The sequence below is a fragment of the Psychrobacter sp. AOP22-C1-C5 genome (assembly GCF_052378885.1).
Classification (GTDB): domain Bacteria; phylum Pseudomonadota; class Gammaproteobacteria; order Pseudomonadales; family Moraxellaceae; genus Psychrobacter.
Window position 1 is genome coordinate 141392 of the sequence record NZ_JBQSYC010000003.1, and the last position, 26341, is coordinate 167732.

Here is a 26341-nt window from a genome sequence, read left to right on the forward strand (position 1 = left end):
ACCATGCCAACTATTTATCATGATATCTCAGCATTGCGTGCTGCCCTGCAACCTTATCGTGGTCAGAAAAACAGTCAGTCAGGCGGCTTGCAGCGTATTGCTTTGGTGCCGACGATGGGCAATCTGCATGATGGTCATCTTGAGCTTGTGAGAATTGCCAAACGGCATGCTGATGTCGTGGTAGTCAGTATTTTTGTCAATCCTACTCAGTTTGGGGTTGGCGAAGATTTTGATAGCTATCCTCGCACGCTAGATAAGGATATCGCAAAGCTCGCCACTGTGGATGCAGATTATGTTTTTGCGCCAAGTATCGACGAGATGTATCCTGTCTTGCCACCACCAACATCGGTACTAGCAGGTGATATTGCCGCTCAGTTATGCGGTCAGTCACGCCCTGGGCATTTTGATGGCGTTGGTATTGTTGTCTCCAAACTGTTTAATATCGTACAGCCTGATGTAGCGGTTTTTGGGCAAAAGGATTATCAACAACTGGCCATTATCAAGCAACTGGTGCGCGATTTAAGCTACTCTATTGAGATTATAGGGGCGCCTATCGTCCGTGCTGATGATGGGTTGGCTTTGTCTTCACGCAACCAGTATCTAAATGCAACGGAGCGTCAAATCGCCCCTGTATTGCATCAAGAGCTACAACGTTTGGCGCATCGGCTAAAAAGTGATGAGCTGAGTTGGCAACAGACTGAGTCGTTACTAGCAGAAACCTATACGCGTATTACTAACGCGGGTTTCACTATTGATTACTTAGAAATAAAGACAGACGAATTGGGTTCTATCGTTAACTATTCCGCAAGTCTTAATACAGAAAAATTTAATATTGAACGCAAAGATTTAATCATTCTGGTCGCCGCATGGCTAGGACGTGCACGCTTGTTGGACAATCAATTAGTGACGGTAAATCAACCGTCATGATGTAGTAACCTACAAAACGCAATGGACTAAGATGGGTGAAGCATGGATGTAAATCAGGATAAGAGTAATGATCACTCTGAGCAGGTAGCGAGTAAAGTGACCAATGATAAGCTCAGTATATTAGTGGTGTCAGGGCTTTCAGGGTCAGGAAAAACCTCAGTATTGAATATCCTAGAAGATCTGGGATATTACTCTATTGATAATTTGCCATTATCTTTGCTCGTAAGTGCTACCTATAAACTGGTCAATGAAAGTGGCATCCGCCGCATTGCGCTTGGAGTTGACATCCGAACCCCGCGTGCTGATTTGTCCAATTTTATAGAGACGTATGAAGCTTTAAAAGCCATGTATGGCGCTAATGCGGTAAAGGTGGTGTATGTGACGGCGCAGGAGAGTGCGTTAGTAGCACGTTTTAGCGCGACTCGTCGTGTACATCCTTTAATGTCGCAAGATGTTAATAGTGACCACGCTAAGCACGTTGCTTTTAATCTACCCGCTGCGATCAAAAAAGAAATCCAACTGTTGGAACCAGTGGCTAGTCATGCTGATATCAGCATTGATACCAGTCATTTAAATATCCATCAGTTAAAAGACCGTTTGCGTGAATACATTGGCGTAGACAATCAGATTGTAGTCAACTTACTGTCTTTCGGTTTTAAGTATGGCAGTCCCATTGATGCAGACTTTGTGTTTGACGTAAGAATTTTGCCAAACCCGCATTGGAACCCTGAGCTACGTACTTCGACAGGTCTTGACGCTGAGGTTGCTGCATTTTTTGCAGATTGTCCAGAAGTGGCCGAGATGACCAATGATGTTGACAAGTTTTTGACTCGTTGGCTGCCAGAGTTTTTACACAATAATCGCCATACGGTGACGGTTGCAATTGGTTGTACGGGCGGCAAGCACCGTTCAGTGTTCATCACCGATAACTTACAACGTCGCCTTGCCAAGGCAATGCCACAAGGCATAAAAGTGCTGGCAAAGCATCGCGAAAAGACGCGTTGGTAGTTACTGATATACGTTAAATAGTATTTTTTTATTATTCATTATTTTGGAAAGTGTTTTATGATTGACTGGTCAGAACAGGATATGCGCGTCTCGCGCACAGAACTTAAAAAAGGACATGAGCGCTTGCAACAGTTGTCGATACCGCTCGCTAACTTGTCGAAAAAGCAGCTAAAAGCCCTGCCAGCCAGCGATTACTTTATGGCAGAGTTGATGGCACTGGCTGATATTACCAGTGCTAATGCTCGTAATCGTCAGACCAAGCGTGTTGGTAAACTTATTAGTGAAGAAAACCGCCATGAATTGGTAAAAGCATTGTTTGATGCGGTGTTTCCTAAAGAGCAGATCTCGAAAATAGAGAGCTGGTGTGAGCGTCTAAACATCAATGATGAAGGCACGCTAAAACAGTTTGTAAAACAGTACAAAGCCTCTGAGCACAATAGCATGTATCAATTACTGCTATGGATTGAGTACGCCAAACACACACAAGATGACGAATTAATGGCCGAGTCTAAAGCAGATCTGGCAAGTTATATTCGGGAAGTGGCTATTTTATCGCAATTGAAAAAATAGTGAGGTAGTCAGGATTTACGACATTAATTACATCAGTCATTATTCAGTCTAAAAAACATAAAAAGCCAATTCTCAAAGAATTGGCTTTTTTATAGGTAGCTTATTTATACTAAGTTAGCGACTACTAAGACATTATTTGTCAATAATAAGCGCTAACTTATTTCTTTTCAGCGCGAACTTTATCTACCAAGAAATCAACGACTTTAGGAACGGTCGCATTTTCGCCCGTCACAACGTATTTACCTTGTACGACCACGGCTGGCACACCTGAGAGCTGATAACGCTTAGCGCCAGCTTGCGAGCGACCAATTTTGGTACCGACAGCAAATGAGTTATAAAGACTGTTGAATTTCTTTTCATCAACGCCTTTTGAGCCATACCATTTGCTTAAAGACGCTTGATCAAACAGTTTTTTGCCATCTTTATGGATCGCATTAAATAGCGCATCATGCGTTTTGTTTTCAAAACCTAGAAGCTGTGCTGCATAAAAGCCACGAGCATTGGCTTCCCAAACGGGGTTAAGCGCTGCTGGAGTCTTGAAAAAGGCCACATCTTTGTCTTTGGTTTTCGCCCATTTTTCCATATGCGGATTAAGCACATTACAATGTGGGCAACCATACCAGAAAAATTCACGAACAATGATCGCATCACCGCTGATTTTTTCTGGATTGTCTAGCACGCGATAGTCTTTTCCAGCGACATAATTGGCAGCTTGTGCGCCCGTAGTAGCAAGTCCAATGGCCATAGCCAGACCAGTCAGTGTGATGACACGTTTCATACTTTATCCTTGAGATGTGAAGACTTAGAGGTTGTTTGGGTATTTACATATCGATGGCTTTAAGGGCGTAAACGATATGGCGTCAAGTATAATTTAGCCATAATAGCGTACTGACTATAATAACGTAAAATGCGTGCGCTTGTGAATCCGAATCTTAACTAACGGTTGTAAAGCTGTCAGTTATTATTTAAGGTACATTTCTTACAGGCTTTGGCAGGGGTTAAGACCACTCACAATCGGTGACGATGTACTCACGACAAAGTTACCCCTCTCATGCTAATATTGAGCACATAATCGTGCACTTTATACGATAATAATGATAATGACAATAAAGGAAAACCATTATGGGCTCAGCTAACCCTTCTTTGAATGAGCAAGCAAACATTAGTCTTAATGACACAATGACTACCACTATCAATGTGGATCCAAGTGAAGTCGAGAAATTCAACAAACTGGCGAGCGAGTGGTGGAGCAATACGGGCGCATTTGCAACCTTACATGAAATCAATCCTCTGCGTTTGAATTGGATAGAAGAAAACGTCAAACGTGGTTATCAAAGCGACAGCTCTACCAAAAACAATGATGTCGAAAATGACGCTGCTCAAGGTGTGAGTAAAACGGCTGCGACAGGACTGGCTGGTAAAAAAGTGTTGGATGTCGGTTGCGGTGGCGGTATATTGTCAGAATCGATGGCACGCCGCGGCGCTGATGTTACAGGCATTGATTTGGGTACTGAGAATCTAAAAGCAGCTGCGCTACATGCAGAGCAAAGCGGTTTAGACGATACATTGCGCTATCAACACATTCCAGTAGAAGCGCTGGCCAAAACGCATGCAGGGCAGTTTGATGTAGTAACTTGCATGGAGATGCTAGAGCACGTGCCTGACCCGAGCTCAATTGTACAGGCTTGCTTTGAGCTACTAGCGCCAGGCGGCGTTTGTGTGCTTTCAACGATTAACCGTAACCCAAAGTCTTATTTGTTTGCCATCGTTGGGGCAGAGTATGTCTTGCGCTTGCTCGACCGTGGTACGCACGACTACGCCAAATTTATTACTCCAGCTGAGCTGGACAAAATGGCTGTCAATACAGGCTTTACGCGCCAAGACATCATTGGTTTACATTACAATCCACTGACCAAACGTTATTGGCTGGCGCAAAATGTCGATGTCAACTATATGATGGCAGTACAAAAACCAATGGCCTAAGCTTGACGGCATATGCCACTGCGTATATTCCATCCCATTTCACTAAACACGTTATCAATTTCAGGAGCATTCACTATGGCCCAATTCATAAAAGCGGTTTTATTTGACCTTGATGGGACATTAATCGATACTGCTGCTGACTTTGTCCGTATCATCGGTAAAATGAGTCGTGAAAATGATTGGCAAGCGCCATCTGGAGCAGAGATCCGTGAACAAGTCTCTGCGGGTGCATCGGCAATGGTGCAATTGATGTTACGGCACAACGATCAACTGGAAGTCAGTGAGGCAGAATTACTTGATTTTCGCCAGCAGTTTTTGGACGACTATGAAGCGGATATATGCATCGATAGCTGTGTGTTCAGTGAGCTAGAAGAAGTGTTGACGGCTCTTGAAGAAAAGGGCGTGCCATGGGGTATCGTAACCAATAAGCCGCGCTATTTGGCAGAGCAGCTATTAAATAAGATGCAGTTGGATGAGCGCTGTGCCGTTTTGATTTGTCCGGATGATGTGTCCCGCACCAAACCTGATCCAGAGCCTATGTATATGGCGTTAGAGAAGCTTGGTATACCTCGCGGTGCAGCTGGTTGTGTACTGTATGTCGGCGACCACATACGCGACATTGAAGCGGGCAATGCCGCTGGTATGCCAACGATTTTAGCGGCTTATGGATACATTCCTATTGAGGAGCAGAAAAACCTAAAGGCGTGGGCTGCAAACTATATTGTTGATACTCCTAAGCAGTTGAATGAGTTGCTGCTTTCTTCTGGTAATTTTGATTATATATAATTCGCTGTTTATACAGTTTGCCTTTTAACAATCGTTTTGGCGCGATAATTTTAAACACGTACTTCTAAACTTTGAATAATAAACTATTAAACAATAAGTAGTGAGCAATGCCATGAGCACAAAAATAGACCAATTATCTGACTCTCAAGCCGTTCAAAACCCTACTCAGCCTTTGACTCACGATGAGATTCGTAATTTTTTGCCGCCTGATAACTGCTTAAACGGTAAAACGATTTTGGTAACGGGCGCGGGGGACGGTATTGGTCGTGTTGCGGCGTTAACCTATGCCCGTTATGGTGCTACCGTTTTACTATTGGGACGTACCAGCAGTAAGCTTGAATACGTTTATGATGAGATTGAGAGCTTTGGCGGCAAGCAGCCAGCCATGCTACCGATGAATCTAGAAGGCGCTACCTATGCTGAAATGCAGCAGTTAGAAGGACTGATTAATAAAGAAGTGGGTCAACTGGATGGTATTTTGCATAATGCGGGTATGCTCGGACAGTTGACACCGCTTGAGATGTACGACGTTGATATGTTTGCCCAAGTGATGAAGGTCAATTTTACTGCAACCTTTATGCTCACCCAAGCATTATTACCGTTACTAAAAGATGCAGCTCATGGCTCTATCGTATTTACGTCTAGCACGGTTGGCACGCATCCTCGTGCATTTTGGGGTGCTTACGCGCTATCAAAACAAGCAGTGGAAGGCATGAGTGATATTTTCACGCAAGAGACGCAAAACACCACGAATCTGCGATTCAATTGTGTAAACCCAGGCGGCACGCGTACCAACATGCGCGCCCATGCTTATCCAGGAGAAAATCCTATGAGCTTAAAAACGCCTGAAGACATCATGGCAGGCTACGTTTGTCTCATGAGCGATGAAAGTATTGGTGTACGCGGACAAGTGGTTGAGTTACAGCCAAAAGATTAGTAACCTCTCAACAACGTTTATGAACCAGTGCAATCGTCAATTCACTATAAAATAAACACAGTGCTGTTGGGAAAGATTTTGCGTAGCCTCTGTCAGCAATGCTGCAACAAACAAGAAAAGTTTATCCCAGTAGCGTGTCGCACTATAATGCTTGTTTTTATTTTAATTTTATTTAACGAACCACAGCTTATTCTTTAATAGTTTTTAATGTTCGTTGGCAGGTTGTAATTCGCCGTTTAACACCCCATCTATTTGTTATTAAAGAAGTTATGTAATGAATAAAAACAAATAGGATAAGATTATGGCAGGTGGCTGGTCAAGAGATGGTGCTGAGCACGAACAGATGGATGCAACTGTCAATGATGCATTGGAGCGCGCACGACGTTCGTTACCAACGGGCGTTAGTGCTGAGTTTTGTGATGAATGCGGCAATCCCATTCCAGAAGCTCGGCGACTGGCCGTGCCGGGTATCCAACATTGTGTGCGTTGTCAAACTGAGCTTGAACAAGAGGCAAAAGCGACTGAGCTATTCAATCGACGTGGTAGTAAAGACAGTCAATTGCGTTAATTAAAAATAAAAAAGCGAAACCTGCTACATAACATAGCAGGGTTCGCTTTTTTTATGCTGACTTTATAATGTGATTGTTTTTCTTTTCTTATTATGGAACAGGGCAATTATATGACCAGTGCCATCAATTCACAGTCGCGTGCTTCCCAATCGATGGCAGATGACGCATTGTGTGCTTGGTTGTTGTCTATGGTAGTGTCTTGAGTTTGGTTGTCATTATCAGACTGCAAAATGATTTCTAGTCGGCTATCTGTCTGCGTGCTGATGGTACTGGTGGTCAAGCTGTCTGGCGTAAAATTAATCTGTAGCCAGCCGTCAGAAGTATGCACCACGCCTTTAATACGTTGCCAGCTCGGTAATCTTAATAACCAATCTTGTAAATCATCCGCTTTTAATACATAGTGCGCTGGCAGTCGCCAACCTGCCAATAGCATGTCTTGCTGCTCTTCATGATAACGATAAGGCTGCTCAAGATCTGAGTCAGACTGAGCGTCATCGTTGGCTTGTAAAGGATGTGACAGCGCAGTAGGTGATAAAGAAGTGCTTATTGGTTGTAAACTCACAGAAGATCGCCGAGAGTGAGCGATGCTTACCATACGCTGTTGCGCAATAACGTGGCTGGGTTCAGTCAGCTGAATGCTCAGCTCAGACAGATGCGCATTCAATGTGTTGTCATTATCAGGCGTAGTTTGTATAGGCGCTGCCCAAATCACAGTAATCTGTGTGTTGAGCTTAGTTATCCACGCTTTTAAAGCCTGTGTTTCGCCATCGTCCAATTGAGCGTAACGATTAATCACCAAAACATCGGCATCACGAACATGAGCTTGGAACCCATCATGATTGCGATATTTGTCTTGCTGCCACTGCACAGCGCTGAGCACTGTAATCACTGCCTGCATCTTTAGGGCAGTCTGCCAATGCGGGGCACTGAGCTGATGTATTAGCTCGCGCGGATGAGCAAGGCCTGTAGGTTCAATGAGAAGCCGCTGTGGATGATGCTCACTTAGTAGTCGACTAATAGCGATCTGAAGAGGTAGCTGACTGGTACAACAAATACACCCACCGCTTACTTCACGAATCGCAATACTGTTTTTATCATCGGTATTGTCTTGTGAGCTTGCCAATAATAATCCATCGATACCAATACGCCCAAACTCATTGATCAGTAACGCCCACCGTTCAGCAGTAGGTTTAGTAGCCAGCAACTGGTTAATAACCGTGGTTTTACCAGCGCCCAAAAACCCTGTCACCAAGGTGCAGGGTATGTTTTGGAAAACAATAGAGGTCTTCAAAGCGGGACTCATAGCGCTAAAAGTATTGAATGAGCATTATTCACTTTTAGCAGCTTCAATCTCAGCTTCATCAGGGACGAACACATAACCTACACCCCATACAGTCTGAATATAACGCGCTTGTGAAGGGTTGTCTTCAATCAGACGACGCAAGCGTGAGACTTGTACATCGATTGAGCGCTCCATCGCACCCCATTCACGACCGCGCGCAAGGTTCATTAGTTTGTCGCGCGTCAAAGGTTCACGTGGATGCTGAACCAGCGCCTTTAATACAGAGAATTCACCTGTCGTTAAGGTGACAACATTACCATCGCGTTTGAGCGTACGAGTCGATAGATCTAATGTCCATGGACCAAACTCAACCACTTCAAGCTGATGGCTTGGAGCGCCCGGCAGTTCGCGATTCTGACGGCGCAGTACTGCTTTGATACGAGCCAATAACTCTTTTGGGTTAAAAGGCTTAGGCAGATAATCGTCTGCTCCTGCCTCTAGGCCTGCAATACGATCCGCATCACCGCCTTTTGCCGTTAACATGATGATTGGGATATCCCCATTGTTTTCGCGCAGACGTTTACAAATATGGATGCCGTCTTCACCAGGTAACATCAAGTCCAATACTACCAATGAGAAAAGCTCACGTTGCATCAATTTGTCCATCTGACTACCATCGTGCGCCGTACGAACCACAAAACCATCGTCTTCTAGAAAGCGTTGTAACAAAGAGCGCAGACGGGCATCGTCATCGACAACTAAGATACGCTGCGTCAAAGTGTCAGGGCTATTATTATCAGTCATATAAGCATCCTCTTATAAAAATTATTATTAGCAAAAACTAATTAGTAAAAGTGTGGTTAAAATACGATGGCTTGCAAAAATACAATCAGTATCTAGTAGTCAATCCATTGTTTATCAGAAAAATCCTGTAAAAATAAATACATTTGTTCAACTTGGTAGCACTTAGTAATATTTGTACTATTGACACTTTAGTGTATAAGATTGCAATCATAATTGCATCACTCATAAAGAAAAATGCTGTATGCGTTTGTTTAACAAGGCGACAGAACTTATGATATCAGACGATTTTGGAAGTAAAACAGGTGATAAATAACGAAAAGATAAAAAGGATTTTTATTCATGCAGCTTTTGCTATAATGCAAAACTACATTTCTCAACGATTGATACGTATATGAGTAGCACTGATACCTTAACGCCATCTCAAGCCTCGACAAATGCACAGGTTTTGGATGCAACCACACACGCGAATATTCACGACAAGCTTGCTCGCGCGCTTGGCATTAAGACTGCTCAAGTCAATGCGTTTGTCAAACTTTACGATGAAGGCGCGACTGTTCCTTTTATTGCTCGTTACCGCAAAGAGAAGACTCAGAATCTTGACGATGCGCAATTGCGAGCATTAGAGAAGTCTCTTAATTATGAGCGTGACATGGCCACTCGTCGCCTCAAAATTACTGAGCTACTGAGCACACAGGGCAATTTGACTGACGAGCTACAGACGCGTATTGATAATGCGACGTCCAAGCTTGAGCTTGAAGACATCTACTTGCCATATCGTCCACGTCGTCGTTCACCAGCGGCCAAAGCACGTGCAGCTGGTCTTGACGCTGCCGCCCAAGCGATTCTTACTCAAGAAATCACACCAACTGATGCCTTAGCGGATTATCAGATTCAATCAAGTGTGACGGATGACAGTGGTCATGAGATTGATGTGGATTTCAGTGACGTCGAAAAACAGCTGGCTGGCGTGCAAGCCATCATCGTTGATGAATGGACGCAAGCGCTAGATTTACTTGATAACTTACGTAACGGTTTTGCCAAAACGGCCAGTATCGTATCGAACGTTGCCAGTGAAGAGAAGCGTGAAGTCGGTGAGAAGTTTAAAGATTATTTCGAGCATAGCGAAAGCTTGGCGCGTCTACCAAACCATCGTCTATTGGCAATGCTGCGTGGTCGTCAAGAAAACGTGTTGGGATTAAAAGTTGAAGGCGAAGACACGCCTTTTATCGAAAAAATAATCAGTCATTTTAATGTTGATACCACAGCACCTGATGCCCGCCGTGAATTTTTAACAGAAGCTGCCAGCAGTTTGTGGAAAGACAAATGGCGTCCACATATCGAACATCGCTTATTGACTGAAAAGCGTTTGACCGCTGAAGCTGATGCTATTGAAGTTTTTGCGAATAACTTACAGCACTTATTGATGTCAGCGCCTGCCGGTCGTAAAGTTATCTTGGGCGTTGATCCTGGTATCCGTCATGGCGTGAAGATGGCCATCATTGATGCTCAAGGTCATGTGATGTTAGATAATGAAGATAAGCCGGTCATAGCCACGGTTTATCCATTTGCCCCTGATAATAAAATAGACGAAGCCAAAGCGGTCATCGACAAATTATTAAGTACTTATCAGGTTGATTTGGTGGCCATCGGTAATGGTACTGCCAGTCGCGAAACAGATGCGATGATTAAAGAGATTTTGGCCACCAATGATACTCTAAGCGCCAATGTGGTGATCGTCAATGAATCTGGCGCGTCTGTCTATTCAGCCAGTGAGCTTGCTAGTGATGAATTGGCCAATCTAGATGTGTCAGTACGTGGTGCTGTTTCTATCGCTCGTCGTTTACAAGATCCGCTCTCAGAGCTGGTGAAGGTCGATCCAAAGGCCATTGGTGTGGGTCAATATCAGCATGACGTTAACCAAAGTCAGTTGGCTGATAGCTTAGATAAAGTAACTCAGGATAGTGTGAACGCCGTTGGTGTTGATGTGAACACAGCAAGTCCTGCTATTTTGGCACACATTGCTGGTCTAAATCGCAATGTCGCGCAGCAGATCGTTACTTATCGTAAAGAACACGGTGCTTTTGACAGTCGTGAAGCGCTAAAGAACGTCCCGCGTCTAGGGGTGAAAACCTTTGAACAAGCAGCAGGATTTTTACGTGTTCATGGTGGTAGCAATCCACTTGATGCGACAGGTGTCCATCCAGAAAGCTATGCGCTGGTTGATAGCTTATTGACGCAAACGGGCAAAGCGCTGCAAGATATCATCGGTAACGAAGGGGTATTAAATACCATCGATACCACGGCACTTGCTGCTAACGATGATAACATCAGCGTAAAGGCTATTTTGGATGAGCTAGCTAGGCCTGCACGTGATCCGCGTCCTGAGTTTAAAACGGCAAGTTTCCGTGATGACGTCAATAGCATTAAAGATTTGAGTGAAGGTATGACACTTGAAGGCGTGGTCACAAATGTCACCGCCTTTGGTTGCTTCGTTGATGTCGGCGTTCACCAAGACGGTCTGGTACATATCTCGCAGATGGCCAACGATTTTGTTGCTGATCCGATGAACCGTGTTAAACCGGGTGATATTATCTCAGTACGTGTCATCTCCATTGACGAAAAACGTGGTCGTATTGGTTTTAGTATGAAACCTGAAGCTGAAAAATCAGCGCGCCCAGCTGCGAAGTCTGCTGAGGCAAACGTTGCGAATGATGACAAAGCCAGTCGTCCTCGTAGTAATCGTCCCGCCGCTGATAAGCGCGCTTCAAAGCCGCGCAGCAATCGTCAAGACGGTCGCCAAGAAAATCGTCAGGACAAGAGCAGCGCGACCAATCGTAGTAAGAAGGCAGCCAAACCTGAAAACACAGAAGCTCCTAACAAAATGGGTACGCTTGGCGCCTTATTAAAAGAAGCAGGTGTGACTAAAGCTAAAAAATAGTCAGTATTAGTAATGACAAGCAATAAAAAAAGCAGCCATTAGGCTGCCTTTTTTTGACTGGTATATTGAATAACAAGTTCAATAAAATGTTTTATACAGTGTTCTTTGAAACTCGCGATCAATATTTTTTATTCTGCCATTTCTTCTTCTTGTATCATGACTTCTTGAGCGTCTTGTTCTTGTAGTAGGTCAGCTTCTGGATCTTGCATATCTGGTTGCTGAGTTTGTAGCTGTATATCGCCTGGTTGCTGCATGTCTTGTTGCTGGGTTTGCAGATCAGTAGGCATTACTTGTGAAGTAGCAGTGTTAGTTATGCTATTTCCACTGGCTCTTGAGATTCTTTGCGTCTCATTAATTACAAACGAATTAGATTGGTCTGCGCCCTGTTCGCTATTAGCAGCTGCAGCTTGAGTCTCAAGAGTATTGTTAGCAGATGCTGCTTGCGCTGCCTGCATTTCTGCCGCTGCTTGCATGTCTGCTTGTGCTGCCGTTGTTGTATTAGTAGCAGGTGCTGCCATAGCTAGGCTTGGAATAGTAAGCACGGCAGCAATAAGTAGCGATGAAGGTAGGGTACGTTTTTTCATTAATGAATTCCTTAATTTATAGTCTTATAATGTCAGTTTAAAAGGGTTCAAACTTGACTCTTATTTAGCGTTTTTTGTATATCAAAATTTTATTTAGTCTTTTGAATATATATATTTACTATCTCTAACATTCAATCTATAGAAAAAATAAAATCATGATAACCATTAAGCGATTATCATGATCGATTTCAATGAAGAGTTTTATAAGCTAACCTAAATCGATTACAAACTCCAAGGAGGAGAATAGCAATTAAGCATTCAATGATTCAGTAGTGCATAGATTAATAATCTAACAGATTGATGTTGGCAGGTGATTTTGTGCAATTACTGTATTCTTATTGTCAGATTAAAAATTGCCATAAAATAAAGCGTTTATTTTTTATTTTATGCCCACTTCAAACAATTTTAGTTATTTATTAAGCATGGAAACACCAACCAATAATTATATATTGGTCAGTGTTTAAAATTACAGTCCTTTATTAAGGATTGGTGTCTGGCACACGTTTTACAGGGAAAGTCTGGTCAATTTCGATGTTGTCAATGATGTCTGGATCTGCTTCTTCACCGACGATGACAGTACGATTTACCCCTTCAATAGCAACTGCTGTGCCTTGCGCGGTGTTCACACGTTTTACCTGATCCGATGGTGCAATGATGACTTCTTTTATACTGAACTTGGAAGGACGGATAACACGAGTGGTCTCGACAATGACTGGTTCCATAGTACGTACTTCAGTGATAGCAACTTGTGCCTCTGGTGCCTCGACTTCACTAACAACTGGCGTGGGGAACTTACTGCCGAAATGGTTATCGCATTGCTGCATGGTTAAGCGTACCGGATTACCGGCTGTGTCCATATAGACGTTGACCGGCATATCAGCTGCAATAGGCACATATTTGCCAACCAATGCCCCTGAAACGCCATAACGACCATTTGATTGACCAACACCTAAGTCGCAAGCACCTGCAGAGTAGTCACTGGTGCGTAAGCTGTTGCTGTTAACCACGCTTTGAGGAATCATGACTTCTGATAAGCGCATTTTTTTAACAGTGGCTTCTCCAGCTTGGCGCTTAGGGTTTTGATAAGTATAAGGCGTATAAAACTTGGCTGAGCCATCTTTGACAGCTGTCACGCACTCATCATAACTGTCATAGCCGACATTGCCATGGCCATCTGTGGTCATAGCGGCATTAGCAGAGCTGGCGTACATGGCAAGACCTGTCGTCATTACTGCGGCGGTTATTATATTTAGTTTCATGGTAATTTCCTCTGAATGATGAATAAATTTTTTGAGTATGAGGCTTTGTAATAGAAATTTTTCAGGTAGAAACTGCGCAGATTACACCGCACGGTTCTTTAAAGTGTTTTTATAATTGGCTTATCTTGTTGGCATCTTTATAGAGTGCCTCGTTTGTCTTTTAAAAATGTACCTTAATAAGACTGGATCATTTTTAAAAGTCATAGACCGGATTTACTAAACTAGAGATAATGCCCTATGACCAATGTCCTCACCTGTTCAATCCTACGTCACTCGCTGCAATATGGCTGTGACATTACGCTAGGAATGTGTAGCATAATGTATTAAAGTCGCGAAAATCGGCAACATCGCTTACCTAAAAATAACGTTATTATTATTTATTAACATTGCTTGCAAGAACTAAAAATTTTGAAAAATAAAAAACCGTACCTTGCGTACAAGATACGGTTATAAAACAATCAATTGAGAACTAATGCGGTTAAAACTTCCAACTGATCAAAAACCGAATCAGAAAATGTTTTAAGAATTTAATAAAGTATAAATTTAGACCATCTAACCTTCAACAACTTCGAAGCTGAGACCAGCGTGCTCTTCTAAGCGCATCAAAAGCTTATCGCCCATAGCAGAGGCGGGCGTCCAAAAACCACCACTGACATCTTCTTTACTGACATCCTGTGCCAAGCATAATGCTGCTTGTGCCAGCATTCGCGAGGTACTGCCATAACCAGGATCTTTGTCGCCCGTTACTTTGGTAGTAATGGTTTCTTCCCCGGCGGTTTGTGCAAAGAAGCGAATGTCAAAATAGCCGTTCTCTTGCTCATCTTTAGAGGGACCTGAGCCTGACTTGGGTAGCACATGTTTGGATAAAAACTCTCGGCTTGGTTTGATCATCATGGCAGTGGCGAACCCAAACAAGCCTGCGCTCATCGCGTAACTCGATAACTTACCCTTGACTCCATCTTTCATCCACATTGCTTCATCGTATTTGAATTCACGACCATATTCGTAGTCGAGCAATTGGTTGGTACGATGGACGATGCGAGTATTAATACTTGCCATGACAAACGGCGCGACCCAGCGTTTGTGCTCGCTGTCATATTCTGGCTTGCTAATATTGGTTTGGCGCACATTTGGTGCTTCTTTATCGTTGTTAAGCAAATAAGGGTTTGCTACTTGCTTACGGCGCGAGGGGTCTTGACCGACTTCTTCAAAAATAGTTGCCATTGAAGCAATTGTACCGCCTGATAGACCACCTTTTGCTGCTTTCACTCGCATGTGAATTACGTTACAAGTCTCACCGAATTTTTCTTCTGCTTTGGTTTGGGTAAAATAAACGCCCAAATCTGATGGGATAGAGTCAAATCCGCACGAGTTGACAATGCGAGCGCCAGTTTGTTTGGCAGTATCTTGGTACTTGTCCATCATGTCTTTGATAAAAATGGCTTCGCCTGTGAGATCGACATAGTCAGTCCCTTTTTCAGCACATGATTTAATCAAAGGCTCACCGTATTTAAGATAAGGGCCGACGGTTGAGATAATGACTTGAGTTTGCTCGGTCATTTTATCTAAGCTGGCAACATCCTTACTATCGGCAATAATAATATCTACTTTACTGTCAAGTTCAGACTGCAATTTATTGAGCTTTTCCTCATCACGGCCCGCTATTGCCCAAGTGACGTTGGCACCATCCTTATCTTTAGCGTTGGATAAAAACGATGTCAAATAGTGCGCTGTAATTTTTCCCACAAAACTTGTCGCACCATACAAAACAACCGCATAAGGGCGCTTTTCTGCATTGCTTTTTGACGTATTGCTTTGTGATGTGCTGTTTGACGTATCCGCGTTATCGTTCATAGTTATTGTCCTTAATAGGTATGTTGTAGATGAATTATTAAAAATGCTTGAGGGCTCAAACAATAAGTTAAGGTATTCACACAGTGAATGAATTAACGTATTTAACTAGGTTTGTTAGTAGCATATATGTTGATCAAAATTTATGTTTTTAAAAATTACTCTTAAAAATGGTTGTCCTAGTAAAGACAATCTTTACTTATTGATAACATGTATAGCAGATTATAGGACGAAAATAATTACTATTGGTTAGAGTGTCACCATCTCTACACACAAACACTATAAAGTTGGGCAAAAGTGGCATAATACTAAGATTTGCTACAAAGATTACATAAGTTATCGCTATCATTACCAAAATGAACGTTTTTTAAAGTCAAACATTGCTAATCTATGAATCGTAAGCAGTTATAACAAGTACTAAAAAAACAAAAAGTACATTAAAGGAGAATCGGAGGAATTTAGACAAATATTAGTAGTTACTATTTCAGTAGGAAGTATTTAACTGAAACTTACTTTATTCGTTTATTCATCTTATTTTTCAACAATTAATTTGAGGAGAATGTTATGTTTCGCTGGGCTATTATTTTTGCTGTAGTTGCATTGATTGCAAGTTTACTAGGTTTTGGCGGCGTCGCTGGCCTATCTGCTAATTTGGCATATATCTTCTTAGCTGTTGCTGTCATCCTATTTATCGTAGCATTTGTCAGTCGCAAAATGTAACGTCATATCATACTTCGTTAAGTCAAAAAAAGTCCTCAATTGAGGACTTTTTTTTGGTATTGCTTATTTAAAATTCGCTAAAATAGATGATAACAAAAGCACTAAAAACGTTTGGGTTGAATGATATGTTCCATGCGTTTTGCCAAGCGGATGTCCAAACTAGAAATGCCGCCTGTATCGTGTGTGGTAAGGCGCACTTTTACCACATTATAAATATTGTGCCATTCAGGGTGATGCTCAAGCGCCTCTGCGTGAAAGGCCGCTTGATTCATAAAGCTTATGGCTTCAATAAAATCGCTAAAGTGATAGCTTTTGACGATACTATTGCCGTCGCGTTCCCATCCTGCCAAATCTTCTAGCTGAAGATCAATTTGTTTGTTGGATAAACTACTCATATTAATAACCTTTATTGTTATGATGTTTTGGTTTATTAAAAATTATATGGGACACAGATGACTGATAAATAAGTGATCACATGTTTTAGCAGACCTATTGTTATATGCCTAGTTCGGTAATGTCGAACTATATCAAGTCCTGATATTCAGGATGGTTGTTAATATAAGACGATACAAATGAGCATTGAGGTACTACTTTCTTATTATGTTCACGTGCATAATCCAGCGCTTCTTTGACCAGTGCAGATCCAATACCACGTCCGCCCAACTCTTGAGGTACGATAGTGTGGTCATAAACCAGTTTGCCATCACGTTCTTGATAACTGATGTATCCCGTCTGACTGCCAATAGAGGTTTCAAAACGGTTTGCTGCTTGATTATGGGTAATTTCAAGATTTGGTTCGGATGTTTGGTTGCTCATATTTACTCTCCATCATTGGATGTTATTATTAAACTTTTGGGTGCATTCTGTTGATTGTACAGCTTGCTGCCACTCAAATTGCTGCCATTTAAAAAGGAATATTCATAAATTGTTATATGGTTGCCCTAAGTATGGATGAATGATATTCAACAATCTAGGAACTTAGCGTAAGAGTAGATAGTATGACTGTTAACATTCTTAATATTGATAGACTTATCTTATGTAAAGCATTCACCAAGCATAGGACACAGCGTGACGGACGACTGGAGAAAGAAATCTACTTAAACCAGTGGGGGCTTGAGTATTTGGATCAACATTATTAGCAGCAATAGTGTCAATATTAGCCAGCGACTGTGTATGGGCTTGCCACTCATCTGCGCTTGGCTTACTGAAATGGCGGATACGTCCGAGCACTTGCCGGAACTGCGTACTGAAGCGGCCTGTATTATAGGTTAAACCATACTTTTGACATATGGCTTGTACCTGTGGGGCTATGCTGGCATAACGGCTGGCCGGCATATCAGGGAAGATATGATGTTCAATCTGATGCGATAAATTGCCCGTCAAGATATGAAACAACTTACTGCCTTTGATATTGCTAGAACCTAGAATTTGGCGCACGTACCAGTCGCCTTTGCTCTCATTGGCATCGAGCTGAGTATAAATATGCGCCTGTTCAGTAAAATGTCCACAAAAAATCACTCCCCATGTCCACAGATTACGGGCAACATTGGCAGTAGCGTTACCGCTCAGCGTCGCTAGAGCACTACCTCGACCCAGCGTCAGCCCCACTGTAGTCGGTAGGACAATGTAGTCTTTACCCACTTGCCGAGCGATTTTGGCAAATAGTGCGCGCGATTTTTGTTGCATCGTTTTGTGTAGCTCAGGAGAGTCTGCATACTCATCGACACTGATTTGAATGTCGTGAAAAGCGACTGCCCACTCAAAGCCCAATGCCAATATTGCCGTTTTGAACATATTGTAGCGGTCACTTGGTGTCCAAGTCTGCTCATCAGTCACTCGAATCAGATGGTAGCCCACATCATGATCACGGCCGAGAATATTGGTAAAGGTATGATGCAAGTAATTGTGTGAATGTTGCCATAATGGAGAAGGACAGACGTTGTCCCAATCGAACTTCTGGCTGTTGAGATACGGGTGCTGCATCCAGTCATATTGACCGTGCATCACGTTGTGCCCAAGCTCCATATTGTTCAGTATTTTGCTAAAACTGAGCAAAGCTGTGCCCGCTAACCAAGTACCTACTTGATGAGGTTTTGTTGACAGTCGTCCTGCTGTGGCCAATAAGCCGCGTGCGACCAGCTCGCTATATACTACTGTGGCATAAACTCGCTGAATGTACTTTGCCTCATCACTGCCTAGCGAGTCCATCACGCTGTGGTAAAGGGCGTTCAACTCTTCACCCAGAGCTTCCGTCTGCTCTTTTGTCAATGGCGTCCCTGTCAATATCGGATAGCGCCCAGCTTGGGGTGGTAGGCTTTTGTGATTGCTGTTTATTTTCATTGATTGGTACTCATTATTTTGAAAAATCGTTAAACATCTAATACCACGTCAGTCATAGCAATATTGATACAAGTCTGTATAAATTCATTGCCATCGCTGCTGAGTTTGCCTGTTTGGATATTTTTGACCACACCGCTTATTTTACGACAGCGGCACAATTGACAAATACCTTGCCGGCAACCGTGGGTTAGGCGAATACCTGCTTTTTCAGCGGCAATCAGTAAAGTCGTGTCACTGCTAAATTGCTGCTGCCGTGCGCGTAAATAAATCGTCTGTGCTTCTTGCTTTGCTGTTTTATCGTGTATTTGGTCGCTAGTGAAATCAGAAGAAGCATTGCCAAAGTCTTCTACAATGATGTTGTCACGCAACTGTTTGTTCTGTGGCAAGCTTATCTCGGTAGCTGCATTGTATAAGCCAGCCAATAAAGCGGGCGAGCCGCAAGCAAATATCTGCGTATCTGCCAATGGCAAGTCTAATGCCAACAAGCTGTGTCCGCTCAAATATCGCGTGCCTACCAAGTAAGTATTGGAATCTGTTGTATTAATCAAATGATAAGTAAAAGCTGGGTATATTGCAGCCAGTTGTTGCCATTCATTTTGAAGCAGTACAGCACGACTGTAATGTAATAAGGTGACCTGATGTCCGTATTTTAGTGCCTGCGTGATGAGTCCTAGCATTGGCGTAATGCCGCTACCACCCGCAATAAACAGTAACGGTGTGGATTTCTTAAATGCCAATGGTACGGTAGATTCTTGTTTAATAAGGGCGCTTGCCAGCTTTACCGATGGTGTTTGTGTTAAGGTAAATGCACCACTTGGGAGGCTGCTATTGATTACTGTGCCAAGGGACATACGTTTGGTTAAGTAATCCGAAACCAATCCTTGTGGCTTAATGGCAATCGTCACCGTATGACGTTGATTATTTTTGTTTGTTTTATTATTAACGATCTCATTTTGCCACCAAAGCGGCTGTTGGGGCAGACCCACTAGCGAGTAACTGCGCTGATGATAAGTACCATCAATAAGAACACTTAAATTCAGATACTGTCCACCTTGCCAGTCAGGCGCTTGTTGTCTAAAGGCATAATTGGTTTCAAACTGTAGCGCTATCAAATCATCACTTAACTGATGCCGTGCTAAAAAGCGTAGTTTCGGTATCTTCAGAGACCAAAACGGGTGCAAGCGCGACCCAATAAAATCAACAAACGCACCTTGAACCCATTCAGGGCGGTAACCAGTGGTCATAGAGTTATTACCTTCCTAATGCTTATAGACAAATAATACCATCAATTTTATATCAAAATTTAGGCAGTTTTATGGGTTATCAGTTAGAGCAAACTACTTGATCTTGTTAAGGTAATCTAACATTCTAACGACTATTGATTAAATTATCGAAAGATTTCATGATTTTTTTTGTGTGCTTAATTGTCAGTTTCGTCACAGCTTGTACCTTTAAATATCACCGATTCATGACAAAAGCGGTAAAACACGTGGTAAAACAACCTCTCAGCTTGCAGGGTATGCGTCACAATGCGATAATGATCCATAATTTGTAACCCTGATTTTGAGGTGTAGCACGCTTGGTATCATTGCTGAGTATGATTCGCTTGCCTCTTCTATGCAGTCTATCGGAGTGTTAATGGCTCAATATATCTACACGATGAACAACGTGTCAAAACTTGTTCCACCTAAACGTGAAATTCTCAAAAATATTAACCTATCGTTTTTCCCAGGTGCCAAAATTGGTGTATTGGGTATTAATGGTTCAGGTAAATCCACCTTGCTGCGTATCATGGCAGGCGTGGATACTGAGTTTAGTGGTGAAGCCCGTGCGCAAGCAGGTACAAAAGTGGGCTATCTGCCGCAGGAACCACAGCTTGATGACAGCAAAGACGTCCGTGGTAATGTCGAAGATGGCATGCGCGAAGCCTTAGATGCATTGTCGCGTCTGGATGCTATTTACGCAGAATATGCGGAACCTGATGCTGATTTTGATAAGCTTGCAGAAGAGCAGGGCAAGATGGAAGACATCATTCAAGCATGGGATGCGCACAACTTAAACACCCAGCTAGAAAAAGCGGCTGATGCCTTGCGTCTGCCACCATGGGATGCGGATGTGAGCAAACTGTCTGGTGGTGAAAAACGCCGCGTCGCATTGTGCCGTTTGCTGCTATCACGCCCTGACATGCTGTTACTTGACGAACCGACCAACCATTTGGACGCAGAATCTGTCGCATGGCTTGAGCAGTTCTTGCAGAACTATAGCGGTACGATCGTGGCCATTACCCATGACCGTTACTTCTTGGACAATGTCGCCCAGTGGATTTTGGAGCTTGACCGTGGCCATGGCTATCCGTATGAAGGCAACTATACTGAGTGGCTAGAGCAAAAGAATACGCGTCTTGAGCAGCAAAACAAGCAAGAAGAATCTTTTGCTAAAGCACTGAAAAAAGAGCTTGAGTGGATTCGTAAAAATCAAAAAGGTCAACAAGCCAAGTCTAAATCTCGTGTCCAGCGTTTTGAAGAGTTGAACTCAACCGAGTTCCAAAAACGTAATGAGACTTCTGAGATTTATATTCCACCTGGTCCACGTCTAGGTAACAAAGTCATTGAAGTGAACGATATCTCCAAATCATTTGGTGATCGTTTACTTTATAAAGACTTAAGCTTTAACGTACCAGCGGGCGCTATTGTTGGTATTATCGGGCCAAATGGTGCCGGTAAGACCACGCTATTCAACATGATTACCGAGCGCGATACGCCAGATACTGGCTCAGTTGATTTGGGTGAAAGTGTTAAAGTGGCCTACGTCGGTCAGGTACGTGACAACCTAGATGATAAGAAAACGGTCTGGGAAGAAGTGTCGGACGGCCTTGATATCATCACTGTTGGCGACTATACGACGCCAAGCCGTGCCTACATCGGTCGCTTTAACTTTAAAGGCTCAGATCAACAAAAGCATGTTGGTCAACTCTCTGGTGGTGAGCGTAACCGCTTGCAACTGGCGAAGACATTGAAGCAAGGTGCTAACGTACTGCTACTCGATGAACCATCAAACGATTTGGATATCGAAACCTTACGTGCACTAGAAGATGCGATTCAAGTATTCCCAGGCACAGTTATGGTCGTCTCGCATGATCGCTGGTTCCTTGACCGTATCGCCACTCATATCTTGGCATTTGAAGATGAAGGCCCGGTATGGTTCGATGGCAACTACACTGAGTTTGAAGCTTATCGCAAAAAGACCATGGGTGATGATGCCAGCCCTAAGCGCATGAAATATAAAAAGATTTCTACCTAGGAATTTGGCTGTAAAAGTTTAGATCTGACGTAATAAAAAAGACCTCTAATCGTTAGAGGTCTTTTTTTTGTGTTTAATTTAATGAATGGGTTAAATTAGATGTCTATGATCTCACAAGCCATGTTTTCAACTTTTTCTAATTTATGACGTAGGCTTTGTTGTAATAATTCAAGTTTATCACTGGATAGTTTGCCTTCAATAATTACTTGGATGCAGCTGTCATCACTGGTTTTATAGCCTACTTTAATACCATCTACATATAGTGTTGTATCGTAGCTATTTAGCTTATCGCTATCATCAAAAGTAGAAACAACTTCATGATCAATAGGCGGAATAAGGAGCAAACGATAACTGTCCAGATCAGGTGCTTTACCTATCAAATGTTTAATGGTCTCAATATGGTATTTAGCCTGTTGCAGATTGTTTGATTCTATTTGATAGTTCAGTTGTCCATAGTCGTAAAGACTGAGACAGCTATCGTCTTGTCGTTTGACATAAAAGCGCTGCCATTTTCTACACAGGTTTGTAATGTTTTTCCAAATGAGTGTGTTTAGGTTGAGTACCCACGTATCGATATTATCGAGTAGGGGCATAGTCTCATCTATCAGAACCTGACCACCTGTGACGATAATTCGATTGTCTTTTAATACAGCGTTATGATGGTGAATCCAACCTATACTATTGCGTGCGGCAACTTGCTCTATCTTAAAACTACGCGTATTGAGACGATAAACTGGTGTATGACTAAATTTACGATCCTCAGGGTAGCCTAATGAGCCGATAATAATAATATGTTCGCTATCTCCTGAACCTATCAGCGTCGCCGTATGGAAGTCGGTAGGCGGAAATACAGATTTTGGATAGTTATAGATCTTGATATCACCGTTTGGATAAATCACCGTAACGTCATTATAAATACAAAAATTTGGATCGTAAGCGTCTTCGTACTCGCCACCGATTAAGATAATACGACCATCAGGCAATATGGTTCGACTTTGTCCCATACGAGCTCGAGACCAAATAGGCTTAACCTTTTTATTAATATCATTGTGATAGCAGTCGATAATACTTTTTTGAATATCCCAAGCGGATAAGTTGTGTTTGATTACCCATTGATAGAAAGGATTAGTAATATCGGTTGGATTTTGAGTACCGAATATTTGATGCTTAAAAGCTTGATAGCTAAGTAGGAATTCTTTGATTTGCTGAGAATTAAGACTTTTTAGATCGTTATAAATACTTTCATTTCTGACATATCTAGTGAATTTAGCTATAGAACTAGGAGGTGTAGGATAAGGGGGTTGTGGCATGATATAGGGAAACAATATAAATGTTGAGCTATCTATATTGGGTGTTATTGAGCTTTGGAAGTTTCGTGAATGGTTAATTTGAGAGGTATTGAACAAAGAAAAAGGACGATTTACTTGATAAAAATTTAGATTCATATATAGCTGTCATAGCATGACGACAGGCGAGGGGTCAGATTATTTAAGAAATTAAAATACATTATGAAATGCGCTTTTTAATGATTACAATTTTAATAGCGATTTACAATGCTCTGCAATCATAGCAAAAATAAATCAGATAGCAAACAAAAAGGGACTTAAAAGTCCCTTCTGAATAAAAACTATCAATTGGTTGCAAACAGCCCACTGCTGACTTTTTTATCGATTATTAACGTTTACGCCCAAATTTACGCTGCTTTTTATTACTAATTTCAGTAATGGCATGAGTAATCTCACTTTCATCTAAGCTTGCTACTTGATGCAAGATTTGCATCATGTCAGGCGTCAAGACGTATTTGGCGTGATGAGCAATGTCATTGATGCGGTGATCGAATGTCAATACGCCAGTCTCCTCATTCTTTTGTAAGTAATCGAGACGAGTCAAGGCACTAATGAAGCTAGTAAATAAAGCACGGTCAAAGAAGTCAGGAATATCATCAGCGTATAGCACAGACAAGCGTTGGCCAAGCAGGTGACACAAGTCAACGACTTCGTTTTCGGTCAAATTGCCTGAGCCTTGTTGAGCCAGTAGAGCAAGGGTCATAAAGTAACGCTCAAGACTTTGTCCAACAGGGGTCGCCAATACTTGCAGCTGCTGGTAACACATGCTATTCGACTCAGGCACACTAAGCATGCCGTTGCCTAATTCTACAATCAGTCCGTGAGAGAGTAGGCTATCGACTTTTTTATCTAGAGTATCGCCTAGACTATGAGCAGGATAATACAAAAATAACTCGCTTTGTAAAAATGGATATAACTGCTCAGCAATGCTATTTAAGCGACTACGTTCCATGCGGCCATTACGCGCCACTAAAGCAGCCAAGAACGACAATAGGATAAAGACATGCAAAATGTTATTACGGAAGTAGCTGAGTAATGCTGCTTGCTTGCCTGCGATTTGAATAATATCGCCTAAGATGTGCGGCGTACGTTCGATAAGCTTAAGCTTGATACCGTAATCAATGATTTGCTGCGGGCTCATATCTGTGATGACAGTGTCATCGGAATACGCTAACTGCTGAGCAAGCCCCTGATAGAGTGCGATTTGCTCACGACAACTGCTTTCATCTAAGGCCGCTTTGGGTGCGGATAGCAGTACCAATGACAGCAACGACACAGGCGTGACCACTGCCGCTTTATTGATATGCTGCATGACTTTGACGCCAATATTATCGACCATAGCACTGGTTTTGTCATCTAGCGGGGTGTCGGTACGATCAGGTGGCAGACTGTTGGCTGGCACATCAAATTTTTGCATGAACTCGCTGAGATATAGGGGTTTACCAAAGCTCAAATGCACCGTACCAAAGATTCGCTCGATTTTGTGGCCAACCTTCAACAATCCAATCAAAGATTCAGACTCTTTTGGCTTACCTTTTAGCTCACCGACATAAGTGCCGCCTTCCATGATGCGCTCATAACCGATATACGTTGGAATGAAAACCACTGGTTTATTGGTCTGGCGCAATTGACTGTGCACTGTCATTGCAAGCATGCCCATCTTCGGTGGTAACAAACGCCCAGAACGCGAACGCCCGCCTTCAATAAAGTATTCAATCGGTGTGTTACGCGTGATGAGCGTGTGCATGTACTCACGTAAGACGGCAGTATACAGCGCGTTGCCACGGAAACTACGACGTATATAGAAAGCCACAGCGCCCCGTAATAGAGGGCCTAATACTGGGACGTCTAAATTGTCGCCTGCTGCGATATAAGGAATACTGAGACCACGTTTGTAAATGACATAAGACAGTAATAGATAATCAACGTGGCTGCGGTGACAAGGCACATAAACCAATTCATAGTCCGCGGCAAGCTCGCGCACGCGCTCAAAATGATGAACCTCGACGCCATCATACAACTGTGTCCATAACCAAGTTAAGAACTTATAAAATCCGCGCACGATAGAGTGTGAGTAATCATTGACCATCTCATTAGCATAGCCTTTGGCCAACAAGCGAGCTTCACGAACGCTAGTACCTGTCTTTTCGGCTTCTGCTTCTATCGCGTGCTTAATGGCTGGCGAGTACACCAGCTTGTCTACGAGGTTACGCCTGTCTGATAAATCAGGACCGAGCATACTGGCACGCTGCTTGTCTAAATAAATCGTCAACTGCTGCTGTAAGGTACGAACCAACTCACGATTGCCATCAGCCGCCGCCATCAACGAATAACTTGGCGATACGCTAGCATTATTTTCATTGTCTGTATTATTTGATACCTTTCTACTTGGTTCAGTAGCTACTGAATCAAGGGTAGTATCGTCCTCTGTATCGCCTTTAAGATTGTCATTGATGATGGTACGCAAATCTTGCGGCGGGTGGAATTGTACAAAAGTGTCACGTCCCATCACGCCGATATTAAATAACTGCTTAGTGATACTTGGGTCTTCCCAGTTATCGGCCGTGAGCAGCTTAAACAGCGAGTCCTCTTTTTCTGGCGCGCGTCCCCACAGAATAGAGACAGGCACCAAACGTACCTTCAGATCTGGATACTGCAATACAGCAGAAACCAAGCGTGAAAGGCGCGGTGATAATTGATTGTCTTTGGCATTTGGATGATTCAAAAAAATGATGGCTGCATTTTCTTTAATACGATGGGCAGCATCATTTACGCCCACCAACGCAGGTGGTAGCTTATGTTCTTGTGTCTGCAAATCGATCAAAATACTGTTTGAGCGCGAATAATCTTGTAATACATAAAATCTTAGTATCTGATCGTCAGCTTCAAACTCAGGCAGCTCGCCCAAGAGCTTGGGTTTGACGGCAACGTCAAGCAGTTGACCCGATAGCTTACGATACAGCTGATTGATTGGCGCCTTCGCATAAGTTGTGGAGGCGGCTGAATTGGTGTCAGTTGCAGATGGGCTATTGGTCGCGGTGGGCGCTGTAAAAATCCGTTTTTTCAGGAACTTCGGTATCATAATTAGTATCAAAAATAGTCAAATATGTTGCGCTTATAATGCCATAAAAGCCATC

22 protein-coding genes are annotated in these 26341 nt (G+C 42.8%); 10 read left to right on the forward strand and 12 right to left on the reverse strand.

What is annotated here, in order from left to right:
* Positions 1-3 precede the first annotated feature (3 nt).
* Genes panC through yjgA form a run of 3 tightly spaced genes read left to right on the forward strand, consistent with a single transcriptional unit; the run spans position 4 to position 2505 of the window.
* Complete coding sequence (gene panC, locus ACT3TH_RS05350) at positions 4-927, forward strand: pantoate--beta-alanine ligase (protein WP_444754820.1); 924 nt, start codon at positions 4-6, stop codon at positions 925-927.
* Between the two features lie 42 nt (positions 928-969).
* Entirely contained in the window at positions 970-1935 is a 966-nt protein-coding gene (gene rapZ, locus ACT3TH_RS05355) for an RNase adapter RapZ (RefSeq protein ID WP_444754821.1), read from the forward strand.
* Between the two features lie 57 nt (positions 1936-1992).
* Positions 1993-2505: a ribosome biogenesis factor YjgA gene (gene yjgA / locus ACT3TH_RS05360; protein WP_444754822.1), complete on the forward strand. Its 513-nt coding sequence runs from the start codon at positions 1993-1995 to the stop codon at positions 2503-2505.
* Positions 2506-2662: 157 nt separating this feature from the next.
* Here the strand turns inward: yjgA and ACT3TH_RS05365 are convergent, their stop codons facing one another.
* The gene (locus ACT3TH_RS05365) at positions 2663-3283 is read right to left on the reverse strand and encodes a thiol:disulfide interchange protein DsbA/DsbL (protein ID WP_444754823.1); all 621 of its coding nucleotides are present in this window, start codon (positions 3281-3283) and stop codon (positions 2663-2665) included.
* Positions 3284-3627: 344 nt separating this feature from the next.
* Between ACT3TH_RS05365 and ubiG the strand changes: the two genes are divergently transcribed.
* From ubiG to ACT3TH_RS05385, 4 genes are all read left to right on the forward strand, one after another.
* Complete coding sequence (ubiG, locus tag ACT3TH_RS05370; RefSeq protein ID WP_444754824.1) at positions 3628-4488, forward strand: bifunctional 2-polyprenyl-6-hydroxyphenol methylase/3-demethylubiquinol 3-O-methyltransferase UbiG; 861 nt, start codon at positions 3628-3630, stop codon at positions 4486-4488.
* A gap of 75 nt (positions 4489-4563) precedes the next feature.
* On the forward strand, positions 4564-5274 hold the full coding sequence (locus ACT3TH_RS05375; protein WP_444754825.1) for an HAD family hydrolase: 711 nt from the start codon (positions 4564-4566) through the stop codon (positions 5272-5274).
* A gap of 112 nt (positions 5275-5386) precedes the next feature.
* Positions 5387-6211: a YciK family oxidoreductase gene (locus tag ACT3TH_RS05380; RefSeq protein WP_444754826.1), complete on the forward strand. Its 825-nt coding sequence runs from the start codon at positions 5387-5389 to the stop codon at positions 6209-6211.
* A gap of 301 nt (positions 6212-6512) precedes the next feature.
* The gene (locus ACT3TH_RS05385) at positions 6513-6779 is read left to right on the forward strand and encodes a DksA/TraR family C4-type zinc finger protein (RefSeq protein WP_444754827.1); all 267 of its coding nucleotides are present in this window, start codon (positions 6513-6515) and stop codon (positions 6777-6779) included.
* Between the two features lie 107 nt (positions 6780-6886).
* Here the strand turns inward: ACT3TH_RS05385 and ACT3TH_RS05390 are convergent, their stop codons facing one another.
* Together ACT3TH_RS05390 and ompR are read right to left on the reverse strand one after the other, a co-directional pair.
* Positions 6887-8071, reverse strand: coding sequence for a CobW family GTP-binding protein (locus ACT3TH_RS05390; RefSeq protein WP_444754828.1), 1185 nt, complete (start codon positions 8069-8071; stop codon positions 6887-6889).
* A 36-nt stretch (positions 8072-8107) separates the two neighbouring features.
* Positions 8108-8866 (reverse strand): osmolarity response regulator transcription factor OmpR, encoded by a 759-nt coding sequence (gene ompR, locus ACT3TH_RS05395; RefSeq protein WP_444754829.1) that lies wholly within the window; start codon positions 8864-8866, stop codon positions 8108-8110.
* A 391-nt stretch (positions 8867-9257) separates the two neighbouring features.
* On the opposite strand from ompR, the gene ACT3TH_RS05400 reads away from it, so the two are divergent.
* The gene (locus ACT3TH_RS05400) at positions 9258-11804 is read left to right on the forward strand and encodes a helix-hairpin-helix domain-containing protein (RefSeq protein WP_444754830.1); all 2547 of its coding nucleotides are present in this window, start codon (positions 9258-9260) and stop codon (positions 11802-11804) included.
* Positions 11805-11932: 128 nt separating this feature from the next.
* On the opposite strand, the gene ACT3TH_RS05405 is transcribed toward ACT3TH_RS05400, so the two are convergent.
* From ACT3TH_RS05405 to ACT3TH_RS05415, 3 genes are all read right to left on the reverse strand, one after another.
* Entirely contained in the window at positions 11933-12388 is a 456-nt protein-coding gene (locus ACT3TH_RS05405; protein ID WP_444754831.1) for a hypothetical protein, read from the reverse strand.
* A gap of 479 nt (positions 12389-12867) precedes the next feature.
* On the reverse strand, positions 12868-13647 hold the full coding sequence (locus ACT3TH_RS05410; RefSeq protein WP_444754832.1) for a hypothetical protein: 780 nt from the start codon (positions 13645-13647) through the stop codon (positions 12868-12870).
* A 552-nt stretch (positions 13648-14199) separates the two neighbouring features.
* The gene (locus ACT3TH_RS05415; RefSeq protein WP_444754833.1) at positions 14200-15501 is read right to left on the reverse strand and encodes a saccharopine dehydrogenase family protein; all 1302 of its coding nucleotides are present in this window, start codon (positions 15499-15501) and stop codon (positions 14200-14202) included.
* Between the two features lie 561 nt (positions 15502-16062).
* Between ACT3TH_RS05415 and ACT3TH_RS05420 the strand changes: the two genes are divergently transcribed.
* A complete protein-coding gene (locus tag ACT3TH_RS05420) occupies positions 16063-16218 on the forward strand; it encodes a DUF1328 domain-containing protein (RefSeq protein ID WP_087041892.1) in 156 nt (51 codons plus the stop codon).
* Between the two features lie 101 nt (positions 16219-16319).
* On the opposite strand, the gene ACT3TH_RS05425 is transcribed toward ACT3TH_RS05420, so the two are convergent.
* From ACT3TH_RS05425 to ACT3TH_RS05440, 4 genes are all read right to left on the reverse strand, one after another.
* Positions 16320-16613 (reverse strand): 4a-hydroxytetrahydrobiopterin dehydratase, encoded by a 294-nt coding sequence (locus ACT3TH_RS05425; RefSeq protein WP_444754834.1) that lies wholly within the window; start codon positions 16611-16613, stop codon positions 16320-16322.
* 127 nt (positions 16614-16740) lie between these two features.
* Entirely contained in the window at positions 16741-17034 is a 294-nt protein-coding gene (locus ACT3TH_RS05430; protein WP_444754835.1) for a GNAT family N-acetyltransferase, read from the reverse strand.
* A gap of 231 nt (positions 17035-17265) precedes the next feature.
* The gene (locus tag ACT3TH_RS05435; RefSeq protein ID WP_444754836.1) at positions 17266-18558 is read right to left on the reverse strand and encodes a fatty acid desaturase family protein; all 1293 of its coding nucleotides are present in this window, start codon (positions 18556-18558) and stop codon (positions 17266-17268) included.
* A 29-nt stretch (positions 18559-18587) separates the two neighbouring features.
* Positions 18588-19802: a flavin reductase family protein gene (locus tag ACT3TH_RS05440; protein ID WP_444754837.1), complete on the reverse strand. Its 1215-nt coding sequence runs from the start codon at positions 19800-19802 to the stop codon at positions 18588-18590.
* Between the two features lie 394 nt (positions 19803-20196).
* Here ACT3TH_RS05440 and ettA point away from each other — a divergent pair, with 394 nt between their 5' ends.
* On the forward strand, positions 20197-21858 hold the full coding sequence (ettA, locus tag ACT3TH_RS05445) for an energy-dependent translational throttle protein EttA (protein ID WP_444754838.1): 1662 nt from the start codon (positions 20197-20199) through the stop codon (positions 21856-21858).
* Positions 21859-21953: 95 nt separating this feature from the next.
* Here the strand turns inward: ettA and ACT3TH_RS05450 are convergent, their stop codons facing one another.
* Positions 21954-23303 carry a hypothetical protein gene (locus tag ACT3TH_RS05450; RefSeq protein ID WP_444754839.1) on the reverse strand — a complete coding sequence of 450 codons (1350 nt, stop codon included), beginning with the start codon at positions 23301-23303 and terminating at the stop codon, positions 21954-21956.
* Between the two features lie 229 nt (positions 23304-23532).
* On the reverse strand, positions 23533-26286 hold the full coding sequence (gene plsB, locus ACT3TH_RS05455; protein WP_444754840.1) for a glycerol-3-phosphate 1-O-acyltransferase PlsB: 2754 nt from the start codon (positions 26284-26286) through the stop codon (positions 23533-23535).
* Positions 26287-26341: the final 55 nt, after the last annotated feature.